The 22355-nt window shown below is 67.8% G+C and carries 25 protein-coding genes; 20 read left to right on the plus strand and 5 right to left on the minus strand.

The features are described from left to right. The first annotated feature begins 48 nt into the window (after positions 1–48). The 14 genes from MEBOL_RS26725 (at position 49) to MEBOL_RS26790 (ending at position 8962) form a co-directional block, all read left to right on the plus strand. A complete protein-coding gene (locus MEBOL_RS26725) occupies positions 49–666 on the plus strand; it encodes a FliO/MopB family protein (protein WP_095980106.1) in 618 nt (205 codons plus the stop codon). Positions 667–716: 50 nt separating this feature from the next. Continuing rightward, positions 717–1502 carry a type III secretion system export apparatus subunit SctR gene (gene sctR / locus MEBOL_RS26730; protein WP_179956300.1) on the plus strand — a complete coding sequence of 262 codons (786 nt, stop codon included), beginning with the start codon at positions 717–719 and terminating at the stop codon, positions 1500–1502. Between the two features lie 7 nt (positions 1503–1509). Continuing rightward, entirely contained in the window at positions 1510–1773 is a 264-nt protein-coding gene (gene fliQ, locus MEBOL_RS26735; RefSeq protein WP_095980108.1) for a flagellar biosynthesis protein FliQ, read from the plus strand. Continuing rightward, on the plus strand, positions 1770–2588 hold the full coding sequence (locus MEBOL_RS26740; protein ID WP_095980109.1) for a flagellar biosynthetic protein FliR: 819 nt from the start codon (positions 1770–1772) through the stop codon (positions 2586–2588). Before fliQ ends, MEBOL_RS26740 begins: the two co-directional genes overlap by 4 nt. A 15-nt stretch (positions 2589–2603) precedes the next feature. Continuing rightward, positions 2604–3668, plus strand: a complete 1065-nt coding sequence (gene sctU, locus MEBOL_RS26745) for a type III secretion system export apparatus subunit SctU (protein WP_095980110.1) — start codon at positions 2604–2606, stop codon at positions 3666–3668. 8 nt (positions 3669–3676) lie between these two features. Continuing rightward, positions 3677–3955: an EscU/YscU/HrcU family type III secretion system export apparatus switch protein gene (locus MEBOL_RS26750; RefSeq protein ID WP_095980111.1), complete on the plus strand. Its 279-nt coding sequence runs from the start codon at positions 3677–3679 to the stop codon at positions 3953–3955. Between the two features lie 50 nt (positions 3956–4005). Next, positions 4006–4482, plus strand: a complete 477-nt coding sequence (locus MEBOL_RS26755) for a hypothetical protein (RefSeq protein WP_095980112.1) — start codon at positions 4006–4008, stop codon at positions 4480–4482. A gap of 3 nt (positions 4483–4485) precedes the next feature. Continuing rightward, positions 4486–4956, plus strand: coding sequence for a SycD/LcrH family type III secretion system chaperone (locus MEBOL_RS26760; RefSeq protein WP_095980113.1), 471 nt, complete (start codon positions 4486–4488; stop codon positions 4954–4956). A gap of 134 nt (positions 4957–5090) precedes the next feature. Beyond that, positions 5091–5693: a hypothetical protein gene (locus tag MEBOL_RS26765; RefSeq protein WP_095980114.1), complete on the plus strand. Its 603-nt coding sequence runs from the start codon at positions 5091–5093 to the stop codon at positions 5691–5693. Between the two features lie 140 nt (positions 5694–5833). Then, positions 5834–6055 carry a hypothetical protein gene (locus MEBOL_RS26770; RefSeq protein ID WP_179956301.1) on the plus strand — a complete coding sequence of 74 codons (222 nt, stop codon included), beginning with the start codon at positions 5834–5836 and terminating at the stop codon, positions 6053–6055. Positions 6056–6304: 249 nt separating this feature from the next. Beyond that, positions 6305–6526, plus strand: coding sequence for a hypothetical protein (locus MEBOL_RS26775; RefSeq protein WP_179956301.1), 222 nt, complete (start codon positions 6305–6307; stop codon positions 6524–6526). Positions 6527–6774: 248 nt separating this feature from the next. Then, on the plus strand, positions 6775–6996 hold the full coding sequence (locus MEBOL_RS26780; protein ID WP_179956301.1) for a hypothetical protein: 222 nt from the start codon (positions 6775–6777) through the stop codon (positions 6994–6996). Positions 6997–7276: 280 nt separating this feature from the next. After that, complete coding sequence (locus MEBOL_RS26785; protein ID WP_245918880.1) at positions 7277–8374, plus strand: DUF1521 domain-containing protein; 1098 nt, start codon at positions 7277–7279, stop codon at positions 8372–8374. Positions 8375–8458: 84 nt separating this feature from the next. Beyond that, on the plus strand, positions 8459–8962 hold the full coding sequence (locus MEBOL_RS26790) for a tetratricopeptide repeat protein (RefSeq protein ID WP_095980116.1): 504 nt from the start codon (positions 8459–8461) through the stop codon (positions 8960–8962). Positions 8963–9011: 49 nt separating this feature from the next. Here MEBOL_RS26790 and MEBOL_RS26795 read toward each other — a convergent pair whose 3' ends face one another. Continuing rightward, entirely contained in the window at positions 9012–9623 is a 612-nt protein-coding gene (locus MEBOL_RS26795) for a class I SAM-dependent methyltransferase (RefSeq protein WP_095980117.1), read from the minus strand. Positions 9624–9727: 104 nt separating this feature from the next. Between MEBOL_RS26795 and MEBOL_RS26800 the strand changes: the two genes are divergently transcribed. Both MEBOL_RS26800 and sctV read left to right on the plus strand, forming a co-directional pair. Continuing rightward, the gene (locus tag MEBOL_RS26800; protein ID WP_095980118.1) at positions 9728–10171 is read left to right on the plus strand and encodes a tetratricopeptide repeat protein; all 444 of its coding nucleotides are present in this window, start codon (positions 9728–9730) and stop codon (positions 10169–10171) included. Between the two features lie 96 nt (positions 10172–10267). Continuing rightward, positions 10268–12403: a type III secretion system export apparatus subunit SctV gene (sctV, locus tag MEBOL_RS26805; RefSeq protein WP_095980119.1), complete on the plus strand. Its 2136-nt coding sequence runs from the start codon at positions 10268–10270 to the stop codon at positions 12401–12403. A 64-nt stretch (positions 12404–12467) separates the two neighbouring features. Here the strand turns inward: sctV and MEBOL_RS26810 are convergent, their stop codons facing one another. Further along, positions 12468–13562 (minus strand): FHA domain-containing protein, encoded by a 1095-nt coding sequence (locus MEBOL_RS26810; protein ID WP_095980120.1) that lies wholly within the window; start codon positions 13560–13562, stop codon positions 12468–12470. A 39-nt stretch (positions 13563–13601) separates the two neighbouring features. Continuing rightward, positions 13602–14657, minus strand: a complete 1056-nt coding sequence (locus MEBOL_RS26815) for a tetratricopeptide repeat protein (RefSeq protein ID WP_179956302.1) — start codon at positions 14655–14657, stop codon at positions 13602–13604. A 102-nt stretch (positions 14658–14759) separates the two neighbouring features. Between MEBOL_RS26815 and MEBOL_RS26820 the strand changes: the two genes are divergently transcribed. Continuing rightward, positions 14760–15275 carry a hypothetical protein gene (locus MEBOL_RS26820; protein WP_095980121.1) on the plus strand — a complete coding sequence of 172 codons (516 nt, stop codon included), beginning with the start codon at positions 14760–14762 and terminating at the stop codon, positions 15273–15275. Here MEBOL_RS26820 and MEBOL_RS26825 read toward each other — a convergent pair. Together MEBOL_RS26825 and MEBOL_RS26830 are read right to left on the minus strand one after the other, a co-directional pair. Continuing rightward, positions 15272–16069, minus strand: coding sequence for an RDD family protein (locus MEBOL_RS26825; protein WP_095980122.1), 798 nt, complete (start codon positions 16067–16069; stop codon positions 15272–15274). The genes MEBOL_RS26820 and MEBOL_RS26825 overlap by 4 nt on opposite strands. Before the next feature lie 39 nt (positions 16070–16108). Then, positions 16109–16843 (minus strand): expansin EXLX1 family cellulose-binding protein, encoded by a 735-nt coding sequence (locus MEBOL_RS26830; protein ID WP_095980123.1) that lies wholly within the window; start codon positions 16841–16843, stop codon positions 16109–16111. A 133-nt stretch (positions 16844–16976) separates the two neighbouring features. Here MEBOL_RS26830 and MEBOL_RS26835 point away from each other — a divergent pair, with 133 nt between their 5' ends. From MEBOL_RS26835 to MEBOL_RS26845, 3 genes are read left to right on the plus strand one after another with little or no spacing between them, the layout of a single operon-like run. Further along, a complete protein-coding gene (locus MEBOL_RS26835; RefSeq protein WP_095980124.1) occupies positions 16977–18782 on the plus strand; it encodes an adenylate/guanylate cyclase domain-containing protein in 1806 nt (601 codons plus the stop codon). Next, positions 18779–20062 (plus strand): serine/threonine-protein kinase, encoded by a 1284-nt coding sequence (locus tag MEBOL_RS26840; RefSeq protein WP_095980125.1) that lies wholly within the window; start codon positions 18779–18781, stop codon positions 20060–20062. The genes MEBOL_RS26835 and MEBOL_RS26840 overlap by 4 nt, the downstream gene beginning before the upstream one ends. Continuing rightward, positions 20040–22343: a FecR domain-containing protein gene (locus tag MEBOL_RS26845; RefSeq protein ID WP_157775510.1), complete on the plus strand. Its 2304-nt coding sequence runs from the start codon at positions 20040–20042 to the stop codon at positions 22341–22343. The genes MEBOL_RS26840 and MEBOL_RS26845 overlap by 23 nt, the downstream gene beginning before the upstream one ends. Positions 22344–22355 lie beyond the last annotated feature (12 nt).

Consider the following 22355-nt stretch of genomic DNA (forward strand, 5'->3'; position numbering starts at 1 on the left):
AGGCCCCGTGGCGGTCTCCTCTCCGATGCACTAGCCTCGCGCCCCACCATGGCCGCGTCTTCCGCTTTCCTGTCCCGCAGGGCCTTGTGGCTCTGCGCGTGCGTCCTGTTGGCGCCGCTGGCCCGGGCCGAGGCCCCCGTCGAGCCCGCGCCCACCGTGAGTGCTCCCTCCACCGCGCTCCCCCTGGAGCCCTCCCCGGCGCACGCTCCCCCGGACGCCCTGGAGCCGTCCCTGCTGGGGACGGGCGGAGAAGAGGCGCCCGAGAGCCTCGGGTGGATGCTCACGCGCACGCTGCTGATGTTCGGCGCGGTGGTGGGCTGCATCTACCTCACGCTCAACGTGGGCCTGCGCAAGCTGATGGGGTTGCAGGGCGTGCCCCTGGGGCGGCCCGCGGTGGTGTCGGTGGTGGAGCGGGTGGCCCTGGAGCCGCGCCGCACCCTCTTCGTGCTCAAGGCGGCGGACGAGTACCTGTTGGTGGGCAGTGGCGACAACGGTCTGCAACTGCTGTCGAAGCTGGACACCGAGGCGGTGGAGCGCATCCGCTCCGAGCGGCCCCCGGCCAACGTGGTCCCCCTGACGCCTTTCCTCCAGAAGCTTCTCGCCCGCCGCGACGCCACGCAGCAGGCGGCTACCCAACCGAGCGGCACCCGGCCGCCGGGCGCCTGATTGAGACGATGAGATTCACGCCCAACACTCGCCTCCCCGTCCTCCGCCTCATGCCCTGGCTGTTCGCCGGGGCGGTCGCGTTGAATCCGTTCATCGCCCTGGCGGCCAAGCGCGCCGGCGGATCTCCGGACGCGCCCATGTCCGTCGAGTCGGTCAGTCCCGACTCCTTCGCCTCGCGGCCGCTGGTCCTCATGTTGGCGCTGGCCGCGCTGTCGCTCGTCCCCTTCGTGCTGATGATGGTGACGAGCTTCGTGAAGATCTCGGTGGTGCTCTCCATCGTGCGCTCGGCGCTGGGCACCCAGCAGATTCCGCCCACCCAGGTCATCACCGGCCTGGCCATCATCCTCACCGTCTACATCATGGCCCCGGTGGGCCAGTCCATGTACCGGGCCTCGGAGGTGGACATCCTCTCCAAGGGGCCGGGCCTGCTGTCCTCGGAGTCCGTGGGCACCCTGCTCAGCGCGGCCAGCAAGGCCAAGGAGCCCCTGCGCACCTTCCTCATCAAGAAGATCACGCCCAAGGATCGCGCGCTCTTCTTCAACCTGGCCAAGAAGATGCGGACCACGGAGGAGGACCGCAAGGAGCTCACCGAGCAGGACTTCATGGTGATCGTCCCGGCCTTCGTGGTGTCCGAGCTCAAGGAAGCCTTCCAGATAGGCTTCCTGCTCTTCGTGCCCTTCATCGTCATCGACATGGTGGTGGCCAACATCCTGCTGGCGCTGGGCATGCACATGTTGTCGCCCACCACCATCTCCATGCCCTTCAAGCTGCTGCTCTTCGTCCTCGTCGATGGCTGGTACCTCATCGCCAAGGGCCTGGTCGTCGGCTACCTGTGAGACGCGCATGCACCAGCTCAACTCCATCCTGCAGCAGGCCCTCTTCCTCGTGCTCATCGTCTCCGCGCCGCCGGTGCTGATGAGCTTGCTCGTGGGCTTCCTCATCTCCGTGTTCCAGGCCACCACGCAGATCCAGGAGCAGACGCTCTCGTTCGCGCCCAAGGTCATCGCCGTGTTCGGCGTGCTGGCGCTCGTGGGTCCGTGGATCGGCAGTCAGCTCGTGCGCTTCACCTTCCACGTGTTCGACCAGTTCCCGGCCATCATCCGATGAACGTCCAAGAGGTCATTGCCCGGCTGACGGAGCAGGCCAACCTCTCGCTCGTCATCTTCACCATGGGCCTCTTGCTGTGCCGGATCATGCCGGTCCTGGTGCTCTCGCCCTTCCTGGGCGGCGAGGTGGTGCCCACGGAAATCAAGATGGGCGTGGGCGTCATGCTCTCCGCGGTGCTGTTTCCCGCGGTCAGTCCGCGCATGGGCGCCATTCCCACGAGCGCGTTCCCCTACATCGGGTTGATGCTCAAGGAGATCTTCATCGGCGTGTGCCTGGCCACCCTCGTGAGCACGGTCTTCGAGGCCGCGCGCGTGGCGGGCAACATCACCGACACCATGTCGGGCAGCAACAACGCCCAGCTCTACGTGCCGCAGCTGGGCCAGCAGGTGACGCTCTTCTCCAACCTCAAGGTGCAGCTGGCGGTGGTGCTGTTCCTCACGCTCAATGGCCACCACCTGGTCATCCAGGCGCTCGCCGAGAGCTTCATCGTCGTGCCGCTGGACAAGTTCCCGCGCTACTCCGAGGGGGAGTGGGCCTTCTTCGAGCTGTTCATCCGCTCCTTCGCCAACCTCTTGAAGATCTCCCTCGCGCTCGCCGCGCCCACCATGCTGGCCGCCTTCCTCACGGACATGGCCCTGGGCGCCATCAACCGCGTGGCGCCCCAGGTCCAGGTGTTCTTCATCTCCATGGCCATCAAGCCGCTGGTGGGCGTCGTCATCGTCTTCATGTCCCTGAGCCTCATCATGGGACGCATGCAGGTGGAGTTCTCCGCCATGGTGGCCCTGCTTCGTAACGCCATCCGTCTGCTCGGCTGAGCCGGGAGGTTCCGCATGTCCGGCGAGAAGACAGAAGAACCGAGTCAAAAGAAACTCGACGACGCCCGCAAGAAGGGCCAGGTCTGGAAGAGCAAGGATCTGACGGGCGTGTTCGGCTTCCTCGTGGGCCTGGGCGTGGTCAAGGCCACGTGGCCCCGGGTGGAGACGCAGATCACCGAGCTGTTCCACTTCAGCTTCGATCACATCGCCCATCCGGACGGCATCCAGACGGCCACCTTCCAGTTGATGGTCATGGGGCTCAACACCGTCATCCTGCTGTCGCTGCCCATCGTGGCGAGCGTGGCCATCATGGGAGGCCTCCTGGACTTCCTCCAGGTGGGCTCGCTGTTCACGATGGATCCGCTGATGCCCAAGCTGGAGAAGCTCAACCCCATCGACGGCATCAAGAACCTCATCTCCAAGAAGCAGCTCGTCGAGCTCATCAAGAACCTGGCGAAGATCTCCATCGCGGCCTACGTGGCCTACGGCGTGGTGCGTGACACCCTGCCCCTGGTGGTGGAGACGGTCCGCCGCGACACGACCGTCACCCTGGCGGTGATGGGCGAGATGGTCTACCGGCTCGCCGTGCGCGTGGGCCTGGTCTTCTTCCTCTTCGCGATCTTCGACGTCTGGTGGCAGCGCAAGGCGTACATGAAGGATCAGATGATGTCGAAGGAGGACGTGAAGAAGGAATACAAGGAGAGCGAGGGTGACCCGCACCAGAAGGCCAAGCGCAAGGAGATGGCGCACGAGCTGCTGGAGGGCGCGCAGATGGAGGCCGTGAAGGACGCGGACGTCATCGTCACCAACCCGGACCACGTGGCCGTCGCGCTCAAGTACGACAAGGACAAGGACGTGGCGCCCCGGGTGCTCGTCAAGGGTCTGGACTCCAAGGCCGAGCGCATCAAGGCGCTCGCGCGGGAGCGGGACGTGCCCACGCTGCGCAACGTGCCCCTGGCGCACGCGCTCTTGCGCGTGGAGGTGGGTGAGGAAGTCCCCGAGGAGCTGTACGATGCGGTGGCCGAGGTGCTCAACTTCGTCTACGGCTTGAAGAACAACCTTCCCGATGCGCGGGCCTGAGGCTTCCCATGAATGACGATGTCGAGATGGCGATCGCGCTCAAGTACGACAAGGAAAAGGACGTCGCGCCGCGCATCGTGGCCAAGGGGCTGCGCCTCAAGGCGGAGAAGATCCGGGAGATCGCCAAGCAGTACAACATCCCCCTGATGAAGAACGTGCCGCTGGCCAACGCCCTCTATCGCGTGGACGTGGGCCAGGAGGTTCCCGAGGAGCTGTACGACGCGGTCGCGGAAATCCTCAACTTCATCTACGAGTTGCAGCGCGAGCAGGCAGGCGTCAAACGCTAGGAGCGGGCTGGACGGCGACGTCCCACCTGGAGTGAGATTCGGACCCGACCATGGCCAAAATCAATAATCAGCCCCCGAGAACACCGTTGTGGCCCTGGGGTGGACCCCGGGCGGTACGCGAGAAGCTGGTCGATCCCTCCCAGTTCGACCGCAAGAAGCGCAAGGCGGGCAATCCGAAGAGCCCGGCGCTCGCCTCGGCGGCGCTGCTGGACTTCATCGGCCCGGCCCACTCCTCCGAGGAGCTGCGGCTGCCCTCGCCCCCGTACCCCAAGGGCCACGACGCGGACCTCGAGGGATTCTCGGACCGGCCCTTCCTGGGCAGCGTGGCCGGGCGGGCGGACGCGGAGCAGCGCCAGATGCTCGAGCGCGGTCTGACCCTCATCAACGCGTCCCCCGAGCGCATGGAGCGGCTCAAGGGCCTGTTGCAGCGCGAGGCGCAGATGCTGTCGCTCGTGGGCCAGGTGCACGCCGACATCCAGGACATCCAGCGCCGGATGCGCGAGGAGCAGCAGGAGGAGGGGTACTAGGGCATGGCCGGTCCATCGGGCTCGAATGACGAGGCGAAGCTCGCCGCCCAACTGCAGCGCTGGGCGGAGGGCAAGGCGACGTTGCGCGACGTGCGCGGCTATACCGACGAGGAACTCTACGCCATCGCCCGGACGGCCTACGTCTTCTTCTACCAAGGCCGCGTCTCCGAGGCGCGCACGCTCTTCCAGGGGCTCTACGCCATCAATCCGGCGGACCCCTATTTCGCCAAGGCGCTCGGCGTGGTGGAGATGGCCTCGGGCAACTCCCAGGGGGCCCTGGCCGCCTATGACGTCGCCCTCAAGTTGGATGCCCGGGACGCGCAGGCCTACGTGGGACGGGCCGAGGTGCGGTTGTCGCTCGGGCACAAGCCCCAGGCCGTGGAGGACCTGCGTCGCGTCGCGTCGTTGGTCCCGGAGAAGGAGCCCCTGGCGCAGAAAGCCGCGGCCATGCTCTCCGCCCTGCTCCAGCGCTGAGCCCCAGGGGAGGTTGTTGCTCTTTGTTTCACACTGGATTTCCCCGGTCACACGCTTGATCGGGATGTCCGATCCTCCCTAACATGTTTCCTGATTCGTTCCGAAAGTTCCCGTCCCCCTAGAGAGGCCCATCCATGTCGAAAGAGAAGTCGAAGTCCGAGTACCCGGTCCCCGTCGAGTCGCCCGAGCTGGTGGCCAAGCGGGATCGGTTGCTGTCGGCACTGGAGAAGGAATCCAAGACGGCCACGGGCGCCGCCCAGCAGGTGCTGCGCAAGATGTTCGACCTGCTGTCGAACACCCGGGTCAACGCGCCGCTCAACCTGGGCCTCTATACGGACGTGAAGAACGCCTTCGTGCGCTTCATGAAGGAGCCGGTGACCGGTCCGCCGCCCGCGATCATCATGGAGTGTGTGGAGTTCATGCAGGAGCGTCTGGTGGCGGTGGGCTTCACCGGCCAGATGGAGTGGCCGGAGGGCGCGCCGCCGCTGCCGCCGGAGTTCCACAAGCCGATGACCGCCGAGGGCGTGCCCGCCGCGCCGGCTCCCGCGGCTCCGGCCCCCGCTCCCCGCGCGGCCGCCGCCAAGGATGGCTTCGAGGGAGGCGGCTCCCAGCGCCGGTTGACGCTCAACCCCGAGACCGCCGCTCCGCCCCCCTCCGATCCCAAGTCCGAGCAGCAGCAGCTGGACTCCTTCAAGGCGTGGATGAAGAACCCGGGCTTCGGCAAGGTGAAGGGCTAGTCCACCCACTCTTTCCCGGCGGCCCCGGGAAAAGGCCGGAAAATCAGCACGAAACTCCGGAGCGCATGGGCCGATAATCAGGTTGTAGGTTGTTTGTTCCCCCCCAGTTCAACCCCCAAGTGGGTTCGAGGAGAATCACCATGTCGTCTCTTACTGGAATTGCGAACGGTGCGATGAGCGGTATGGGCCAGCTGTCCGCGACGCAGACGGACATGCTGTCCAAGGCGCCCGCCGAGATGAAGCCCTTCCTCGAGGCGCAGATGAAGATGCAGAAGGAGCAGGAGCTCAACCAGCTCATCACCCAGATGATGAAGCAGATGCACGAGATGGCGATGGGCGTCATCCGCAACATCGGCGGCTGATCCCAGCTGCTCCACTTGGTGGTTCGAACCGGCCTCGCCTGGTCCTCCGAAAGGGGGCTCCCGGCGGGGCCGGTTCCATTTCGGGGTCCGGCGACGCGCGTGCTCGGAGGCGGTGGCGGACGCCGGGAAATGATCCTGAAAATCAGCAGGAAACTCCGGAGGGCGCGGTCCGATAATCCATTTGTAGGCTGCAGGTCGCCAACCCGAGTTCAACCCCCCCCCACGCACGTGGGATTGAGGAGAATCACCATGTCGTCTCTTACTGGAATTGCGAACGGTGCGATGAGCGGTATGGGCCAGCTGTCCGCGACGCAGACGGACATGCTGTCCAAGGCGCCCGCCGAGATGAAGCCCTTCCTCGAGGCGCAGATGAAGATGCAGAAGGAGCAGGAGCTCAACCAGCTCATCACCCAGATGATGAAGCAGATGCACGAGATGGCGATGGGCGTCATCCGCAACATCGGCGGCTGATAGTCGCTCCAGTCCCAGGTGGTTCGAATCGGCCTCGCGCGGTCCTCCGGAAGGGGGCTCCTCGCGGGGCCGGTTCCGTTTCGGGGTCCGGCGACGCGCGTGCTCGGAGGCGGTGGCGGGCGCCGGGAAATGATCCTGAAAATCAGCAGGAAACTCCGGAGGGCGCGGTCCGATAATCCATTTGTAGGCTGCAGGTCGCCAACCCGAGTTCAACCCCCCCCACACACGTGGGATTGAGGAGAATCACCATGTCGTCTCTTACTGGAATTGCGAACGGTGCGATGAGCGGTATGGGCCAGCTGTCCGCGACGCAGACGGACATGCTGTCCAAGGCGCCCGCCGAGATGAAGCCCTTCCTCGAGGCGCAGATGAAGATGCAGAAGGAGCAGGAGCTCAACCAGCTCATCACCCAGATGATGAAGCAGATGCACGAGATGGCGATGGGCGTCATCCGCAACATCGGCGGCTGATAGTCGCTCTCGTCTCAGGTGGTTCGAATCGGCCTCGCGCGGTCCTCCGGAAGGGGGCTCCTCGCGGGGCCGATTCTATTGTATTTCCTGGGGTCTCCTCCCCCGTATTCCTCTCCCAGTACGGCTGCTCGGGGGGAGGCCCGGCCGGCTGAAAAATCAGCAAAAAACACTGAAATCCGCAGGAAACTTCGAAGCGGGGGGACGGATAATCTGTTTGTAGGGTCGCTGCTTCGCACCCCCCCTGAGTTCACAACCCGTACGAGGGTTGGAGGAAATGACCATGGAAATCAACAGCGCGAATCGTGGTACCAGCACTCTGGCCGCTACGCAGAACACCATGCTGTCCATGACGGACCAGCTGCAGAAGGCGCAGGACCTGCTCAAGGACCTGACCGCGCAGGTCGCCACGGCGACCAAGGGCACCACGGCGACCAACACCGCCACGGGCACCACGGCGACCAACGCCGCCACGGGCACCACCGCCAACCAGTCGCTGGATGAGATGTATCCCCCCCGCTCCATCAAGGGCATCTTCGACGCGCTCGTGGGCGGTGGCCCCGCCACTCCCTCCACGCCCTCGACGGGCGACTCCTCGCACCCGGGCGGCAGCCTGCAGACGGGCAAGGACGGCATCATCACCACGCCGGGCGGCTACCAGATCCAGGCGCTGAGCCAGTTCGAGTGGAAGGTCACCGGTCCGGATGGCAAGAGCACGCGCGTGTGGGGCGACCCGCACGTGGACGAGGGCGACGGCGGCAAGTGGGACTTCAAGCGCGACAGCACCTTCGTGCTCGGTGACGGCACGCGCATCAACTGCTCCACCACCGATTACGGCAATGGCATGACGGTCACCAAGGGCCTGGAGATCATCTCGGGCAACGACCGCGTGCAGATCACCGACATCGACAAGGGCAAGGGCAAGACGGGCGCCGTCACCCAGGACGGCTACGCCCACGCCAACAGCTTCGGCGGCAAGGACGTCTTCGTCATGGGCAAGGAGACGGATGACTGGTCCTTCACGGGCAAGGAGATCGTCGGCAGCAACAACGGCGGCGAGTCCTTCAAGCTCGGCAAGGAGCTGGCGGCCGGCACCACGCAGAACCAGGGCAAGGCCAACTCGTCCTTCTTCGACAAGCTCACCAACCTCTTCGGCCAGCTGTCGAAGATCTTCGAGTCCCTGACCAAGTTCACCAAGCAGCTCGAGCAGAACAACCCCTTCGAGCCGAACCGTCCGGCCCAGGGCCGTGGCTGCTGGGTGCAGAACCGCCAGAACCAGCTGCGCACCAACTTCGAGGCGATCGGCCGCATGATGGACAAGTTCGCGTCCATCCAGGACCTCAACCGCAGCGTGAACCAGCAGCGCTTCCGGACGTTCTGATTCCTCGGATAGACTCACCAGGCGGGAGGGCCCTTCGGGCTCCTTCCGCCTTTTTCTTTTTCTCCACTCCCCACAGGTGCTCCCGTGAGTGAATCCCAACAGAAGCCCTCTTCCTCCACGCTCGCCATTCCGGCGGAAGCGGGTGAACGACTCGTCCTGGGTGAGATCTCCCCGGCGGAGTTTCTCGGGATCCCCCGAGAACAGCTGTACGACATCGCCAAGCGCGGCCACGAGATGCTCAAGACGGGCAAGCTCAAGGACGCCCTGGTGATCTTCGAGGGGCTTGTCGCGGCGTCCCCCTACGACAGCGTCTTCCATTGCAACCTGGCGTCGACCTACGCCCACCTGGGCCGGTTCGACGAGTCCAAGGCCGAGTACACGCGGGCGCTCGAGCTCAACATCGGCAACGTGGATGCCCTGGTGGGCCGCAGCGAGCTGTTCCTCCGCGAGGAGAACGTGCCCGCGGCGCTCAAGGACATCCAGACCGCGCTCAAGTACGATCCGAAGATGGAGCGCGACACCACCAAGCGCGCCAGCGTCTCCCTGGCGCTGATGCAGAAGACGCTGGATTCCGCTTCCAAGAAGTAGGGGTCCCCCCGGGGGGAGGGCGTCAAGCGCCTCCCTTCGGAAGTGGGAGCTACCGGCGCTGGTACACCGCGGCGAGCGCCGTGCCCCAGTCCGTGCGCATCACCTTCATCTTCACGAAGGCGAAGGCCGTTGACTGGAGGGTCTGGCCCGCCATGACGACCCGCGAGCCCGGGTGCATCTCCGTGAGCTTCTGGGTGAGCTGCGCCATCGTTTCCGGGCCGTAGCACGTGCCGTGGGCGAACAGCACGTCGGCGCTCGAGAGATCCTGCTCCAGGAAGTTTCCGTCGATGAACTCGATGCGCTGCTGTTGATGCTCGGGCGTCAGGCGCGGGCGCACCTCCGTGTCATAGCGGGCGAGCACCTGGCGGGCCGCGTCTCCCAGCCCCGGCAGCAGCTCAATCCCCACCACGCGGCTGAACGGATAGGCGAGCGCCGCGAGGATGGTCGCCTTGCCCGTGCCCGAGCCGAGATCGAAGAACACCTCGCCGGGCTTGGGATCGGCCTCGCGCAGCACCTCGATGAAGGCACCGGGCACCACTTCTCCGTAGGTGGTCCCCGCGTCCTTGAGGCCCGTGCGTTCCTTTTCATTCCGGGCGATGTCGTACCCGGAGAAGCCAGAGTAGAGCTGCTCGAAGATTTCCTGGGCGTGCGCGAGTTCCATGCGGACGCATCTTAAGGGCAAGCGGCCGCGGAGGGGTTGCTTTCGCCCGATCGTGGGGGAGTAGTATCATCGCCACCGCCTTCTTCTCCGGAATCCAACCCACCATGGCGAACTCCGACTCCGATGCATCGAAACCCGACCTGCTCGAGCGGGCGATGCAGGGTTTCCAGATGTACGAGCAGGGGCGGTATGACGACGCCCGCGTCATCTTCGAGGACCTGGCGGAGAAGGATCCTTCCGAGGGCTACTACCACACGGCGCTCGGAGCCATCTCGCTGGCCATGGATGGGTTCGACAAGGCATTGGACTACTTCAATCAGGCCCTCCACCTGAATGCCGAGGACACGGCCGCGCTGATCAACCGGGGCGAGGTGCACCTGCGCCTGGGCAACATCCTGGAGGCGGCCCACGACTTCGCGCGCGTCGTGGATCTGGACCCCGAGAACAAGGATCCGCTGACCGAGCGGGCGAGGGTGCTGGCCCAGGCGGCCCTCCAGAGCGCCGAGGAGGCCCAGCGCGACGCCGGGAGCGAGGCCCACAAGGGCTAGTCGCTCGTCTGCTTCGGGACGTGTCGGGCGGCGGTTCACGCTCGGCAGGGGGGAGGCTTGGGAAAGAGGCGCGGTCTCGCTAGGATTGCGAGCCGCATGTCCGCCCAGAGCAACAGCTTCCTGTCCAAATACTCCGACATCGTCCTCGCCTGTGTCGTGGTGGCCATCATCGGGATGATGATCGTCCCGCTGCCCACACTGCTGCTGGACGTGCTGCTCACCCTGAACATCAGCATCTCCGTGGTGCTGCTGCTCATTTCCCTGTACGTCCCGCAGGCGCTGAGGCTGTCGGTCTTCCCGACGCTGCTGCTCATCACCACGATGTACCGGCTGGCGCTCACCATCTCCACGACGCGCCTCATCCTGCTCACGGGTGATCCGGGCGAGGTGGTCGAGGCCTTCGGACACTTCGTGGTTCAGGGCAACTTCGTGGTGGGTCTGGTCATCTTCGTCATCCTCGTCATCGTGAACTTCATCGTCATCTCGAAGGGCTCGGAGCGTGTGGCGGAAGTGGCCGCGCGCTTCACCCTCGACGCCATGCCCGGCAAGCAGATGTCGATCGACGCGGACATGCGCGCGGGCTCCATCGACCAGGAGGACGGCAAGCGCAAGCGCCGGGACCTGGAGCGTGAGAGCCAGTTGTTCGGCGCCATGGACGGCGCCATGAAGTTCGTCAAGGGCGACGCCATCGCGAGCATCATCATCACCGTCATCAACATCGTGGGCGGCCTGGTCATCGGCGTGATGCAGAAGGGCATGGACGTGGCGAGCGCGGCGGAGAAGTACACGCTGCTCACCATCGGTGACGGTCTGGTGGGCATGATCCCCGCCATCCTCATCTCCACCTGCGCCGGTATCATCGTGACGCGCGTGGGCGGCGACGAGGAAGGCAACCACCTCGGCCATGACGTGGGCAGCCAGCTGACCGCCTACCCCAAGGCCATCGCGATCGCCGCGGGCATGCTCCTGGTGCTCGGCCTCATTCCCGGCCTGCCCAAGATTCCCTTCTTCATGCTCGCGGGCCTGGCGGGTTGGGGCGCCTGGACCATGCTCAAGAAGGAGAGCGCCGTGGCGGCGGGGGCCGAGGACGGTGGCGGCATGGCGCTCGGGGGCGAGACGCCGGCGGGCGAGACGCCGGCGGCCGTCGAGCCCCAGCCCAAGGAGCCCATCAACCCGGACTCCGAGCTGTTCATCCCCGTGGTGACGCCCATCGTCCTGGAGGTGTCCGACGCGCTGGTTCCCTTCGTGGACTCGCGTCAGGACGGCGGCAAGTTCCTCTTCGAGCTCATCCCGTTCATGCGCGATGGTCTCTTCGTGGAACTGGGCGTGCGCTTCCCCGGCGTGCGTGCCCGCGGCAACGGCAACCTGCCTCCCGGCTCCTACCAGATTCAAATCAACGAGGTCCCCGTGGTGACGGGGCAGGCGACGATCGGCCACGTGCTCGTCAACGACACGGTGGAGCGCCTCAAGTTGATGAGCATCCAGGGCTTCGAGGCCGTCAACCCCGCCACCCGTCAGCCGGCGGCGTGGGTGCCCGAGCAGCACAAGGGGACGCTGGAGGCCGCGGGCCTCACCACCTGGGACGTGCCCGGCTACATCATCCTGCACCTGGCGGCCGTGCTGCGCCGCCAGTCGCGTGAGTTCGTCGGCGTCCAGGAGACGCAGTCGATGCTCGATCAGCTGGAGAAGGCCTTCCCCGCCATCGTCAAGGAGGTGGTGCCCAAGGTCATCAACGTGCTCAAGCTCACCGACATCCTCGGACGGCTCGTGGAGGAGGAGATCTCCGTGCGCGACCTGCGCGGCATCCTCCAGTCGCTCGCCGAGTACGGCCAGATCGAGGCCGACAACGTGATGCTCACCGAGCACGTGCGCTCGAGCCTGCGGCGCTACGTGTCCCACAAGTACGCGCGTGGCACCGGCACCCTGGTGGTCTACCTGCTGGATCCGCAGATCGAGGAGGCCATCCGCGGCTCCATCAAGCGCACCTCCGCCGGTACCCACCTGGCGCTCGAACCCGACATCGCCCAGGAGATCGTCCAGGCGGTCAAGTCCGAGTGTGGCCACCTGCCGCCGAGCGCCCAGCGCCCCGTCATCCTCACGGCGATGGACATCCGCCGCTACGTGCGCAAGCTGCTCGAGTACGAGTTCAACCCGCCGTTCTCCGTCGTCAGCTTCCAGGAGCTGTCTCCGGACCTCAACATCCAGCCGGTGGCCCGTATCTCCACCCGGTAGTGGGTGAGGGGACCCGCGCCCGGGCGTGGGTCCCCGCCGGGGCGGGCCCGCTCGGGCGGGCGCCTCAGGTGGCGACGAACAGGGAGATGAACACGCCCAGCGCGACCACGCCGATGATGCCCAGCACCACCACCGGGATGAAGCGCCGGAAGTCCCGCTCGGGGGCCAGCTCTTCCTCGGGCGGTGCCTGCCGGCGGACGGGTGGAGGCGGCGGTGGGGGAGGCTCGGGTTCCGGTTCGGGCTCGGGCTCCGGTTCCTCGACGGCCGCGGGCTCTTCCTTCTCCGGCTCCTTCACCTCGAGCGGCTCCAGCTTCGGCGGCGCCTCCGGCTCGGGCTCCGCGGGCTTGGGCGCGGGCTTCCGGGCGCGCTCGCGCACCGAGGGGACTGGAATCGAATTGGTCGAATCGCCCCGGCTCGACGGCGACAGCATGTTCGAGGGCAGCGGCTCGGAGGGCTCCTCGGGCGCCTCGGACGGGCAGACGTAGACGAAACGGACGCCGCCCACCTCCAGCTCGTCGCCATCGCGCAACAGCTTCCGCGACGCGCGCTTGTGGTTGATCTTGATGCCGTTGCGGCTGCCCAGGTCCTCCACGTGCGTGCCGGACCAGTCCCGCCGCACCTTCACGTGCTGCCGGGAGATGAGATCGTCCTGGAAGACGATGTCCGCGGAGTTGTCCCGGCCGATGATGAACTCGCTCGCGTCGTTGATCTCCAGGCGCTCGCCCTCGCGAGGGCCGTTCATCACGCGCAGGTAGCGCTCCTCGCCTCCGGACAGCCCCCGCATCACGTCCTTCACCATGTTGCGGGCGACGAAGGACGTCTTCTGGGACTCCACGTCGTGGGGCAGCTCCGTCACCCGGTCGAAGCGGACGTCGAACTGGGCGATGGCGATGATGTCGCCATTGCGCAAGAGCCGCTTCTCTCCCTTGGGCAAGGGCTTGCCGTTGACCTGGGTGCCATACGCGCTGCCCAGGTCCTCCAGGAAGAAGAGGTTGCCCTCCTGGGTGATGCGGGCGTGATTGCGCGACACCGCCTGTTGCGCCAGCACCACCTGACAGGCCTTGTCCCGGCCGAGGGTGATGATGGCGTCATCCAGGACGTGCTCGGTGGATTTGCCACCGGCTTCACTGCTCTGCTTGACCGTAAGCCTGACGCTCATCGCGGCGGAGGGGGATCCGAGGAGAAGGGAAACGGGACGTCAGTAGGACTGCGCGCTGAGGAACTTCTCGCACGTCTCCATCTCGGAGGGGAACTCGTCCACCGCGCCATATTTGAGGAAGTTCTTGCAGGCGATCTCGGCCGACTGGCGCTTCTGCCCTTCGGAGTACAGCTGGAACAGGCCGAAGTGGCAGGCCGCGTACTTGCCGTCCAGCTTGAGGCAGTCCTTGTAGGCGCGCTCCTCCTCGGACAAGAGGCCCTGCTCCTTGTACTTGCGCGCCAGGGCGAAGAGGGAGGGCGCGGTGTTCTCCGCCTTCTGCGTGTCGCGGAACTCCTTGAGCGCCGAGTCCGTCAGGGCCGCCTTGCGCTGGGCGATGCTCAGGTTGTTGAGACACTGGGAGTGCTGGGCGTCGATGGCCACACAGCTGCCGAAGGCCTGGCGCGCCTCCTCGAAGCGGCTGAGCTCCATCAGCACCGCGCCCAGGTCGTTCCACCAGTCCGCGTTCAGGTTGGGCGCGAGCTGCACGGCCTTGGTGAAGTCCTCCGCGGCTCCGTCCTTGTTCTCCTGCTGGTAGTGGACGATGCCCAGGTCATGGTGCGCCTGGGCCACGTTGGGGTCCACCGCGAGCAGGGTGAGGAAGACCTTCTCCGCCTTGTCCAGCTGCTTGAGGTTGATGAAGGTGAGCCCCAGGTTGTAGCGGGCCTCGAGGTAGTCCGGGTTCACCTTGAGCGCGTGCTCGAAGCTGTCGTGCGCCTTTCCGTAGGAGCCCTCGTCCAGGTACAGCTTGCCCAGGTTCATATGGGCCGAGGCCTGGTCGGGGTTGAGGCGGATGGCCTTGATGAAGTGCTCCTTGGCCTTCTTCTTGTCCCTCACGCACATGGCGATGAGGCCCTTGTTCGACCACAGGTCCGCGTAGTGGGGCGAGAACTCGAGGCCCAGGTCGCAGTAGACCTCGGCCTGCTGGCAGTTGCCCTTGGCGATCTCCTGCGTGCACAGCTCGTTGTTCACGAGGGCGCGATCCGAGGGCGGCGGGGTCTTGAGACAGCCGGTGGCCAGCAGCAGGGGGAGGGCGAGCGCGGAACGGAGGAGACGCATGTCGGCGGGAGTGTAGGAGACCGCCCCCATTCCGGGCAACGACCCTCGACGTGGGGTTTCCAGGGTTCAGTGCCCCTCCCGGGGACGCTACAGTGCGCCGCCATGCGCTCGTTCCTGCCTGCCCTCGCCCTCACGGCCGCCCTGCTCGCCGTGACTCCCGCCCATGCCCAGTTCGCCAACCACAGCCTCGGGTTGTCGGCCGGCTACATGAACTTCAACAACACGGCGAGCCTCAGCAGCACCGTGTTCATCGGCTTCGACGCGAGCCTCTACATCGAGGGCGGCTTCGAGGTGGTGTCCCTCACGAAGCTGTCCTTTCCGAAGGATCCCATCACGGGCCGGCGGGTGGTGGGCCTCGCGCCTTCCCTGGGCGTGCGCTACCTGCTGCTGGAGGAGAGCATCCGGCCCTACATCGGCGCGGACCTGAGCTACCTGCACGTCTTCAAGGAGAGCGGGGAGTCGAACTTCGTGGGGATTGGACCCAACGCGGGGCTGGAGATCTTCGTCACCGACTCCGTCAGCCTGGGTGCCCGGGCGCAGTTCAACGCCTACCTGTCGCTCAACGAGCGCGTCCAGACGTCGCTCATCTTCTCCGGCACCGCGGCCGTCTACTTCTAGGCCGCGCGAGGAGGCCTGGCCGCCGCCCGGGCTCCCGCGTCGGGGAGCAGGGCCGCGGCGACCAGCAGCGTCCACTTCTCGTCCGAGAGGTGGGCCGGCTTCTCCATGGCCAGCAGCTCCTGCAGCTTCGCGCCGAGCGCGGAGAAGAGGCGCAGGCGGGCCTCCATCCGCAGCTCCTCGCGCCGCAGGACGGCCGAGAGCACCAGCTCGCGGGCCTCCGTGCCCAGCCGCTTCACCCGGGAGACGAAGAGGGGATCCGCCAGCAGACCCTCGCCCGCGGGGACGCCGATGGCCGAGGGCGCCTTGAGGCGGCGCTCGCGCACCACCAGGGTGCCCGCGAGCATGTCCCCCAGCCGCTGCTGCGAGCCGGACAGCAGGGCGGACAGCCCTCCCACCATATAAAGGAGGGGCAGCCGGTCCACGGGCCGCGCCAGGTTGCGCAACGCGGCATGGTAGAAGCCGATGCGCACCCCGCTGCGCTGGATGACGCGCAGCCCCATCACCTTCTTGCCCACCGTCTGCCCGCTCCAGGCCGTCTCCAGGGCGATGCCGTAGCCCCAGTCCATCAGGAAGTAGAGGACGATGCCCAGCGCGCTGGCGAAGCCGGGGAAGGCCACCATCACCAGGTTCAAGCCCGAGAGGAGCGCCAGGGTGAGCGTCAGGACGAGCACCGCGTCCAGCAGCCAGGCGAGGAAACGCGAGTAGAGGCCCGCCAGCGTGAAGCGGAACTCCACGTATTCGGGCGTGAGCACCGCGTGGGTGCCATCGAGCAGCAGGTCGGGCGCGTCCGTCACGGCGCCAGTCTAGGCCAGCGCCGCGGCGGATGCCCGGGGCTAGTTGCCTCCCGTGGGCGCGCGGAACTGGCTCCCGCCCGAGAAGAGCTTGTTGGACGTCGCGCCCGGCAGGGTGTCCTCCAGCGTCTGCCCATCCTGCGCCGTCACCCGGATCTGGATGGCACCCTCGCCCATGCCCTTGGGCTCGACGAAGTAGTTGTAGCTCTCGCGCTTGACGTCCACCCAGGCGCCATTCTTGCGGTACTCGAGCTTCGTCACCGGCAGGCGGTGGTTGCGCACCTGGACGGCCGTCCACCACTGCGAGCTGCCGTCCTTGATGTGGTAGCTCACGGGTCCCGAGACGTCACACGCCACGGGGCGCCAGCGCACCCGCACGCGCCCGTCGACGGGGTCGGCGATCTTCGCGAAGGCCGAGCGGCTGAGATCCAGGTGCCCCTTGTCGGGACAATCCGGGCAGGAGTCCACGATGCGCACGCGCAGGTTCCCCTTGGGCCCCTCGATCTCCACGCACGAGCCACACACCGCGCTGTTCAGGTACTGGCCGATGTTCATCGCGGCCACGTCCAGATTCCCGGGGCTCGGATCGTAGCTGCAATTGCCCGCGCCGGTCGCGTCGTAGAACGTGATGAGTCCGTCCTGGTACTCGCCCAGGGGCAGCATGCCCTCTATCTTGTTCCCACCTCCGGAGCCGTCCGAGGAATCGCCACAGGCCGCCAGCAGGGGAAGCAGGACCACCGCGAGCCAACGTCCAGGAATGAGCCTCTCGATGCGCATGATGGAAATTCCTTTGTGATGCGAGAGAGCGGCGAGTCTACGGCGGAACGTTCCCCATGTGGTGCTTGTCTGTCCGCTCTCCTGACCGGCGTCGCGGGTACTCTCCGGGGGTGATAAGCCTGGGGCCCACCGCATGGATGCGAACTCCGTCCCCCCTCAGGTGAGCCGTGGCATCACCCCGCGCGGCGTCTCGCTCTTCACGCGCTTGTTCCTCCTCGTCCTCGTCTGCGCCCTGCCGCCGCTGGTGGGGCTGGGCTGGAAGATGATGGACACCAACGTGGCCGCGCTCCAGGAGCTCGTGCGCCACCTGCATCGCTCGCTCGTGGGAGACGTGCAGCGCTCCGTGCGCGGGGAGCTGGCGCGCGTCGAGCAGGAATTGGAGGGACTCGGTCAGCTCCTCTTCGCCCCGGGACTGGGCGAGGACGCCACGCGCTATGCGCTCGTGGGCTCGCGGGTCGCCGCCCTGGGCACCATCGACTTCGTCACGCTCTACGCGCCCAACGGGCAGAGCGTGAAGACGGTGAAGGCCGATGAGGTGCCCCCTCCCCAGGTGCCCTCCCGGTTGGACGCGCGGGTGCTCGCGGCGCTCGAGGCCTCCAAGGGCCACCTGGTGGTCCAGGACGTGCGCGCCGGGGCCGAGGGCGGTCCCGTGCTCGAGGTCTTCTTCCCTCTCCTTCGCGACGGCGGACCGCGCGCCATCCTCGGCACCCAGGTGAAGCTCGGACCGTTGTGCGCGCTCATGGGGACGCTCGGCGAGCGCTTCCTCGGCGCGCGTGAGAACGTGTTCGTCGTGGACCGCCAGCGGCGGCTCGTGCTGCACGCCGACCCCTCCCGGGTGGCCGCGCGCGAGGACTTCTCCCGGCATGGCCTCTTCCAGGCGCTCAGCGGCGACTCGTCCTTCAATACGGACATGGCCGCCGTCTCCGACTTCCACCTGGAGGGCCAGGAGATGATGGGCTCGCTGGAGGCCCTGTCCGAGCTGGGGTGGGCCGTGGCGGTCCAGCAGCCCCGGGCCGTGGCGTACGCCTCGCTGTCGGAGATGCGCCAGTCCATCCTCGCCGCGCTCGGCGTGGCCGCGCTGGTGGCCCTGCTGGCGGGACTGCTCGGCGCGCGGCAGCTCACCTGGCCCCTGCGCGCCCTCGTGGCGGCGACGCGGGCCCTGTCCGAGCGGACCTTCCAGGGCGTGGGCGAGCGCGTCACCCGGCGCTCGGATGAGCTGGGCACCCTGGGGCGCGCCTTCGACGGCATGGCCCGGACGTTGGAGACGAAGGAGCGCGAGGTCATCGCCCAGACCGAGGCGCGCGCCGCCCTCAGCCGCTACCTGTCCCCGGAGGTGGTGGAGCTGGTGGTGTCCAATCCCGGCAAGCTGCGGCTCGGGGGCGAGCGCCGCGAGGTCACCCTCTTCTTCGCCGACGTGGTGGGCTTCACCCGCCTGTCCGAGTCCCAGCCCCCGGAAGTCATCGTCGCGCTGCTCAACGAGCTGTTCACCTTCGCCACGGAGATCATCCAGCGGCGCGGGGGCATCATCGACAAGTTCATCGGGGACTGCATCATGGCCGTCTGGGGCACGCCCAACGCGCACGAGGACGACGCGCTGCGCGCCGTGCAGGCCGCCGAGGATCTGCGCCGCTGGCTCGACGTGGGCAACCGCCGCTGGCGCGAGCGCTGGGGCATCGAGATCCAGCTCGCCATCGGCGTGCACACCGGCCCCGCGGTGGCGGGCAATGTCGGCAGTGACAAGCGCATGGAGTACACCGTCATCGGAGACACGGTGAACGTGGCCGCGCGGCTCGAGTCCATGGCCCAGCCCGGGCAGATCCTCGTGAGCGAGGCGACGCACGCGCGGCTGGGCGACAACGCGAGCGACCTGGTGCCCGCGGGCGAGCGCCAGTTGTCGGGCCGCACCGCCGTCACCCGGACCTACGAGGTGCCGGTGTGAAGCTCCAGACGGGTCAGCTCATCGGAGGGCGCTTTCGCGTCCTGCGCGCGCTGGGCGAGGGCGGCATGGGCGCCGTCTACGAGGCGGAGCAGCAGGGCCTGGGCCGCCTCGTGGCCCTCAAGGTGATGCACCCGCATGTCGCCCAGGCGCCGGGTTTCGTCGAGCGCTTCCATCGCGAGGCGCGGGTGCTGGCCCGGCTTCGCCACGAGGGCTCGGTGGAGGTGTATGACTATGGGCTCGACGCGGGCTTCCTCTTCCTCGCCATGGAGCGGGTGACGGGGGAGACGCTCGAGGCCGTGCTCCAGCGGGAAGGCGCGCTGGCCCCGCGCCGCGCCGTGGGCATCGCCATGCGGACCCTGGAGGTGTTGGAGGCCGCGCACGCGCTCGGCATCTTCCACCGCGACCTCAAGCCCTCCAACCTGTTCCTGGAGGCGCACCCGGGGGGCGAGCGCGTGAAGGTGCTCGACTTCGGGCTCGCCACGCTCGGGATGCCCGCCCAGGCGCGATTGACCCAGGAGGGCATGACGGTGGGCACGCCGGGCTTCATGTCGCCGGAGCAACTGCGCGGCTTTCCCCTGGATGGCCGGAGCGATCTCTACTCGCTCGGGTGCGTGCTCTACGAAATGCTCACCGGCCTGGTGCCCTTTGCCGCCATGCCCACCGTGGAGATGGCCACCTCGCACCTGTACAGGCCCGTGACTCCTCCGCGCGAGGCCCGGCCGGATCTCCTCGTGTCCGAGCGTCTGTCGGCCGTGGTGATGAAGGCGCTGGAGAAGCTGCCCACCGCGCGCCCGGCGGACGCGGCGGCCATGCGCGAGGAACTGCTCGCCGTGCTCGCCGAACCCGGAGCGGAGCAGGTGCCCAGACGGAGGGGCGAGGGCAAGAAGCAGGAGCGTGTGACCGCGCCGCTGATGGCCGCGCCCAGGCCCGCGCCGGGCGATGTGTCCGTGGGGGTCCTCGCCTCGCGGGCGGACCTCGCCGAGCCCCTGGTGGTGGCGCTCGCCGCGTGCGGCTTCCAGGCGCGGCGGGTGGGCGCCGAGGAGTCCTGGACGGAGCTGGGAGTGGTGCTCGTCGTCGCGGAGGGACGCGATGCGCTCGCCCAGGCGAGGCAGTGGGTCTCGCGTCCGGGCGTTCCGCCCCTCCTTCTATGTGGTCCCGCGGAGGACTGGGACCTGGTGACGGGGGCGCTGGAGGGGGGGCTGTTCGACTTCGTCCCCCTTCCGCCCGACCCGATGGATCTGACCCGGAAGGTATCGCGTGCGCGGAAATCCAAACGTTAGCGGTCTCGCCCTGGTGTTCGCCCTGGTGCTGTGTCCGCCAGCCATTTCCCGGGCCCAGCAGCACGCGGCCGATGACGACGTGTATGTCGTCCAGCCCGGGGATACGTGCGGCAGCATCGGGCGCAAGGTGTTCGGCGATCCCGCGAAGGGCTCGGCGACGCTGCACGCGCTCAACAAGATGGGGCCTCCGCCGCACGACTTGAAGCCGGGCACGGTGCTGCGCGTCCGGGGCGATCCGGATGCCCGCCTCACCTTCATCAAGCCCGAGGTCAACTCCAAGCGCGCGGGCAAGCCGGACTGGTTCCAGGCCAGCACGGGCCAGGGTCTGTGGCGGCTGGACTCCGTCAACACGCTGCGCCAGGCCGGCGCGGAGATGACGTTCCGGGACCTGACGCGCTTGCAGATGAACGAGAACGCGCTCGTCGTCCTCTACGGCGAGGACACCCCGGCGACGGATCAGGTGAAGAAGTCCGGCGCGGTGGAGTTGCTCCAGGGCGAGCTGAGCCTGTCGCTGGCGGAGCTGCGCGGCGACTCCCTGGGTGTGAAGATGCCGGCGGCCACCGTGTCCTCGCGCTCGAAGGAGCTCGTCGTCGGGGTGGACTCCCAGCAGATGACGCGCCTGTCCGTCTTCGATGGACAGGCCGAGGTGAATGCCCAGGGTCAGCGGGTGCGGGTGCCCCGGGATCACGGGACGCGGGTGGAGAAGGGCAAGGTGCCCGAGCAGCCCCGCCTCCTGCCCGAGCCTCCGGAGTGGGTGGGGGGAGTGCGCTCGGTGCGGCTGCTGCTGGACGGGCAGGGCGTGGACGAGGCGTTGACGTGGACGCCCGTGGTCCGGGCGGAGACGTACCGCGTGGAGCTGGCCCGGGACGAGCGTTTCAATGATCGGGTGCACGAGGCGTCCGTTCCGGCGGGTCCGGCGGTGCTCGAGTCCGTGGCGCGCGCGCTGCTCCCCGGCCAGTACTTCGCCCGGGTGCGCGCCGTGGACGCGGCGGGCTTGCTGGGCCGGGTCTCGGAGGTGCGCCAGGTCGAGGTGCTGCGGGTGAAGACCGATCGGGGCTCGCTCGGTCCCCAGGGGCTCCAGGGCACGTACCCGTTGGAGTTCACGGTGGACGGCGCCGAGGCGCTGGAGGCGCGGCTGGACGGAGTCGTCACCTCGCTGCCGGTGCGCGTGGAGGCGGTGGGCACGCATACCCTGGAGCTGCGGCCTCGCGGCATGCCCGGCGCACGCGCGGAGACCCTGTCGCTCACCGTGTCGCCGCCTCGCGTGGACGTGACGCTCGAGCCCGGGGCTGAGTCCTTCCTGGCGCGGGTCCGCGTGCTCGACGCGCATGGCGCGCCCCTGGAGGTTCCTCCCCACGCGGTGACGTTGCGCGGGGTCGAGGGCACCCAGGTGGAGCCCCTGACGAAGCAGACGGATGGCTCCTGGCTGGCGCGCGCGGTGCCCGTCGTGCGGGACGGGGAGCGCGTGGCCTCGCTGGAAGCGCTCTGGGGCAACACGTCCCTTCAGCGGCTCAGTGCCCGTGCTCCGGCGCCGGTGCCTCCGCCTGCCCCGGGGGTGACTCCGGAAGCGGCGCGGGTGTCCGTGTTGGGCGCGCCTTCCGGAGGCCGCCTGGACGCGGCGCCCCTGCCCACGAGCTTCCTGCCGCAGGCCCTGCTCGTCGAGCTGCGCGCCCAGCCTGGACCGGGGCGGGGCGTGGACGTGGCGGGGAGCCGCGCCACGCTCTTCGTGGAGGGCCGCGTCGCGGAGCGCGTGGCGTTGGGCACGGCGCTGCGCACGAGCCCCGGGACGGCCTCGGCGCTGTCCGCTTCCGTCTCGGGACGGGTGTGGCTGTCGGAGTCGCCCACCTTCCGCGCGCTCCTCTCCTTCGAGGGCATGTGGGCGGGCGCCGAGTCCGACGAGGCCTCCCGGGGCCTGTGGCTGCGTCCGGCGTTGCTCCTGGGTGGACGTTGGGACCGGTGGGCCTTGTCCACCAGCCAGGGCTATGCCCTGCGCCCCGGCGAGGCCCGCGCCACCTGGGACAGCTCCTACCAGGGCTGGTTCCTGCCCCGGCCGACCCTGGCGCTCGGCGCGGAGCTGGGCGCCCAGATTGGCGCCACGCCTCGGGAGAAGGGCCCTCATTCCTACGCGGCCGGCGTGGGGGCCCGCTGGAAGCGGGGAGGCTTCGAGCTGGGCGCGTCCGTGCGCCGGGGGCTCGGTCCTCAGGGGGCCACGGTGTGGGGCACCTGGAGTGGACAGTTGACGCTTGGCTGGTCGGGTCTGCTCGCGTCGCGGCCGCAGTAGCGCCTCGGGTCT

The sequence above is a fragment of the Melittangium boletus DSM 14713 genome, assembly GCF_002305855.1.
In the GTDB taxonomy this organism is placed as follows: domain Bacteria; phylum Myxococcota; class Myxococcia; order Myxococcales; family Myxococcaceae; genus Cystobacter; species Cystobacter boletus.

Excerpts from the sequence above, each read along its gene's own strand:
- MEBOL_RS26800 (WP_095980118.1), top strand. The coding sequence starts at position 9,728 with ATGGCGAACTCCGACTCCGATGCATCGAAACCCGACCTGCTCGAGCGG.
- MEBOL_RS26820 (WP_095980121.1), top strand. The coding sequence starts at position 14,760 with ATGCGCTCGTTCCTGCCTGCCCTCGCCCTCACGGCCGCCCTGCTCGCC.
- sctR (WP_179956300.1), top strand. The coding sequence starts at position 717 with ATGCCCTGGCTGTTCGCCGGGGCGGTCGCGTTGAATCCGTTCATCGCC.
- MEBOL_RS26770 (WP_179956301.1), top strand. The coding sequence starts at position 5,834 with ATGTCGTCTCTTACTGGAATTGCGAACGGTGCGATGAGCGGTATGGGC.
- MEBOL_RS26780 (WP_179956301.1), top strand. The coding sequence starts at position 6,775 with ATGTCGTCTCTTACTGGAATTGCGAACGGTGCGATGAGCGGTATGGGC.
- MEBOL_RS26830 (WP_095980123.1), bottom strand. The coding sequence starts at position 16,843 with ATGCGCATCGAGAGGCTCATTCCTGGACGTTGGCTCGCGGTGGTCCTG.
- MEBOL_RS26725 (WP_095980106.1), top strand. The coding sequence starts at position 49 with ATGGCCGCGTCTTCCGCTTTCCTGTCCCGCAGGGCCTTGTGGCTCTGC.
- MEBOL_RS26750 (WP_095980111.1), top strand. The coding sequence starts at position 3,677 with ATGAATGACGATGTCGAGATGGCGATCGCGCTCAAGTACGACAAGGAA.
- MEBOL_RS26775 (WP_179956301.1), top strand. The coding sequence starts at position 6,305 with ATGTCGTCTCTTACTGGAATTGCGAACGGTGCGATGAGCGGTATGGGC.
- sctV (WP_095980119.1), top strand. The coding sequence starts at position 10,268 with ATGTCCGCCCAGAGCAACAGCTTCCTGTCCAAATACTCCGACATCGTC.
- MEBOL_RS26785 (WP_245918880.1), top strand. The coding sequence starts at position 7,277 with ATGGAAATCAACAGCGCGAATCGTGGTACCAGCACTCTGGCCGCTACG.
- sctU (WP_095980110.1), top strand. The coding sequence starts at position 2,604 with ATGTCCGGCGAGAAGACAGAAGAACCGAGTCAAAAGAAACTCGACGAC.
- MEBOL_RS26740 (WP_095980109.1), top strand. The coding sequence starts at position 1,770 with ATGAACGTCCAAGAGGTCATTGCCCGGCTGACGGAGCAGGCCAACCTC.
- MEBOL_RS26815 (WP_179956302.1), bottom strand. The coding sequence starts at position 14,657 with ATGCGTCTCCTCCGTTCCGCGCTCGCCCTCCCCCTGCTGCTGGCCACC.
- MEBOL_RS26760 (WP_095980113.1), top strand. The coding sequence starts at position 4,486 with ATGGCCGGTCCATCGGGCTCGAATGACGAGGCGAAGCTCGCCGCCCAA.
- fliQ (WP_095980108.1), top strand. The coding sequence starts at position 1,510 with ATGCACCAGCTCAACTCCATCCTGCAGCAGGCCCTCTTCCTCGTGCTC.
- MEBOL_RS26765 (WP_095980114.1), top strand. The coding sequence starts at position 5,091 with ATGTCGAAAGAGAAGTCGAAGTCCGAGTACCCGGTCCCCGTCGAGTCG.
- MEBOL_RS26755 (WP_095980112.1), top strand. The coding sequence starts at position 4,006 with ATGGCCAAAATCAATAATCAGCCCCCGAGAACACCGTTGTGGCCCTGG.
- MEBOL_RS26795 (WP_095980117.1), bottom strand. The coding sequence starts at position 9,623 with ATGGAACTCGCGCACGCCCAGGAAATCTTCGAGCAGCTCTACTCTGGC.
- MEBOL_RS26810 (WP_095980120.1), bottom strand. The coding sequence starts at position 13,562 with ATGAGCGTCAGGCTTACGGTCAAGCAGAGCAGTGAAGCCGGTGGCAAA.
- MEBOL_RS26835 (WP_095980124.1), top strand. The coding sequence starts at position 16,977 with ATGGATGCGAACTCCGTCCCCCCTCAGGTGAGCCGTGGCATCACCCCG.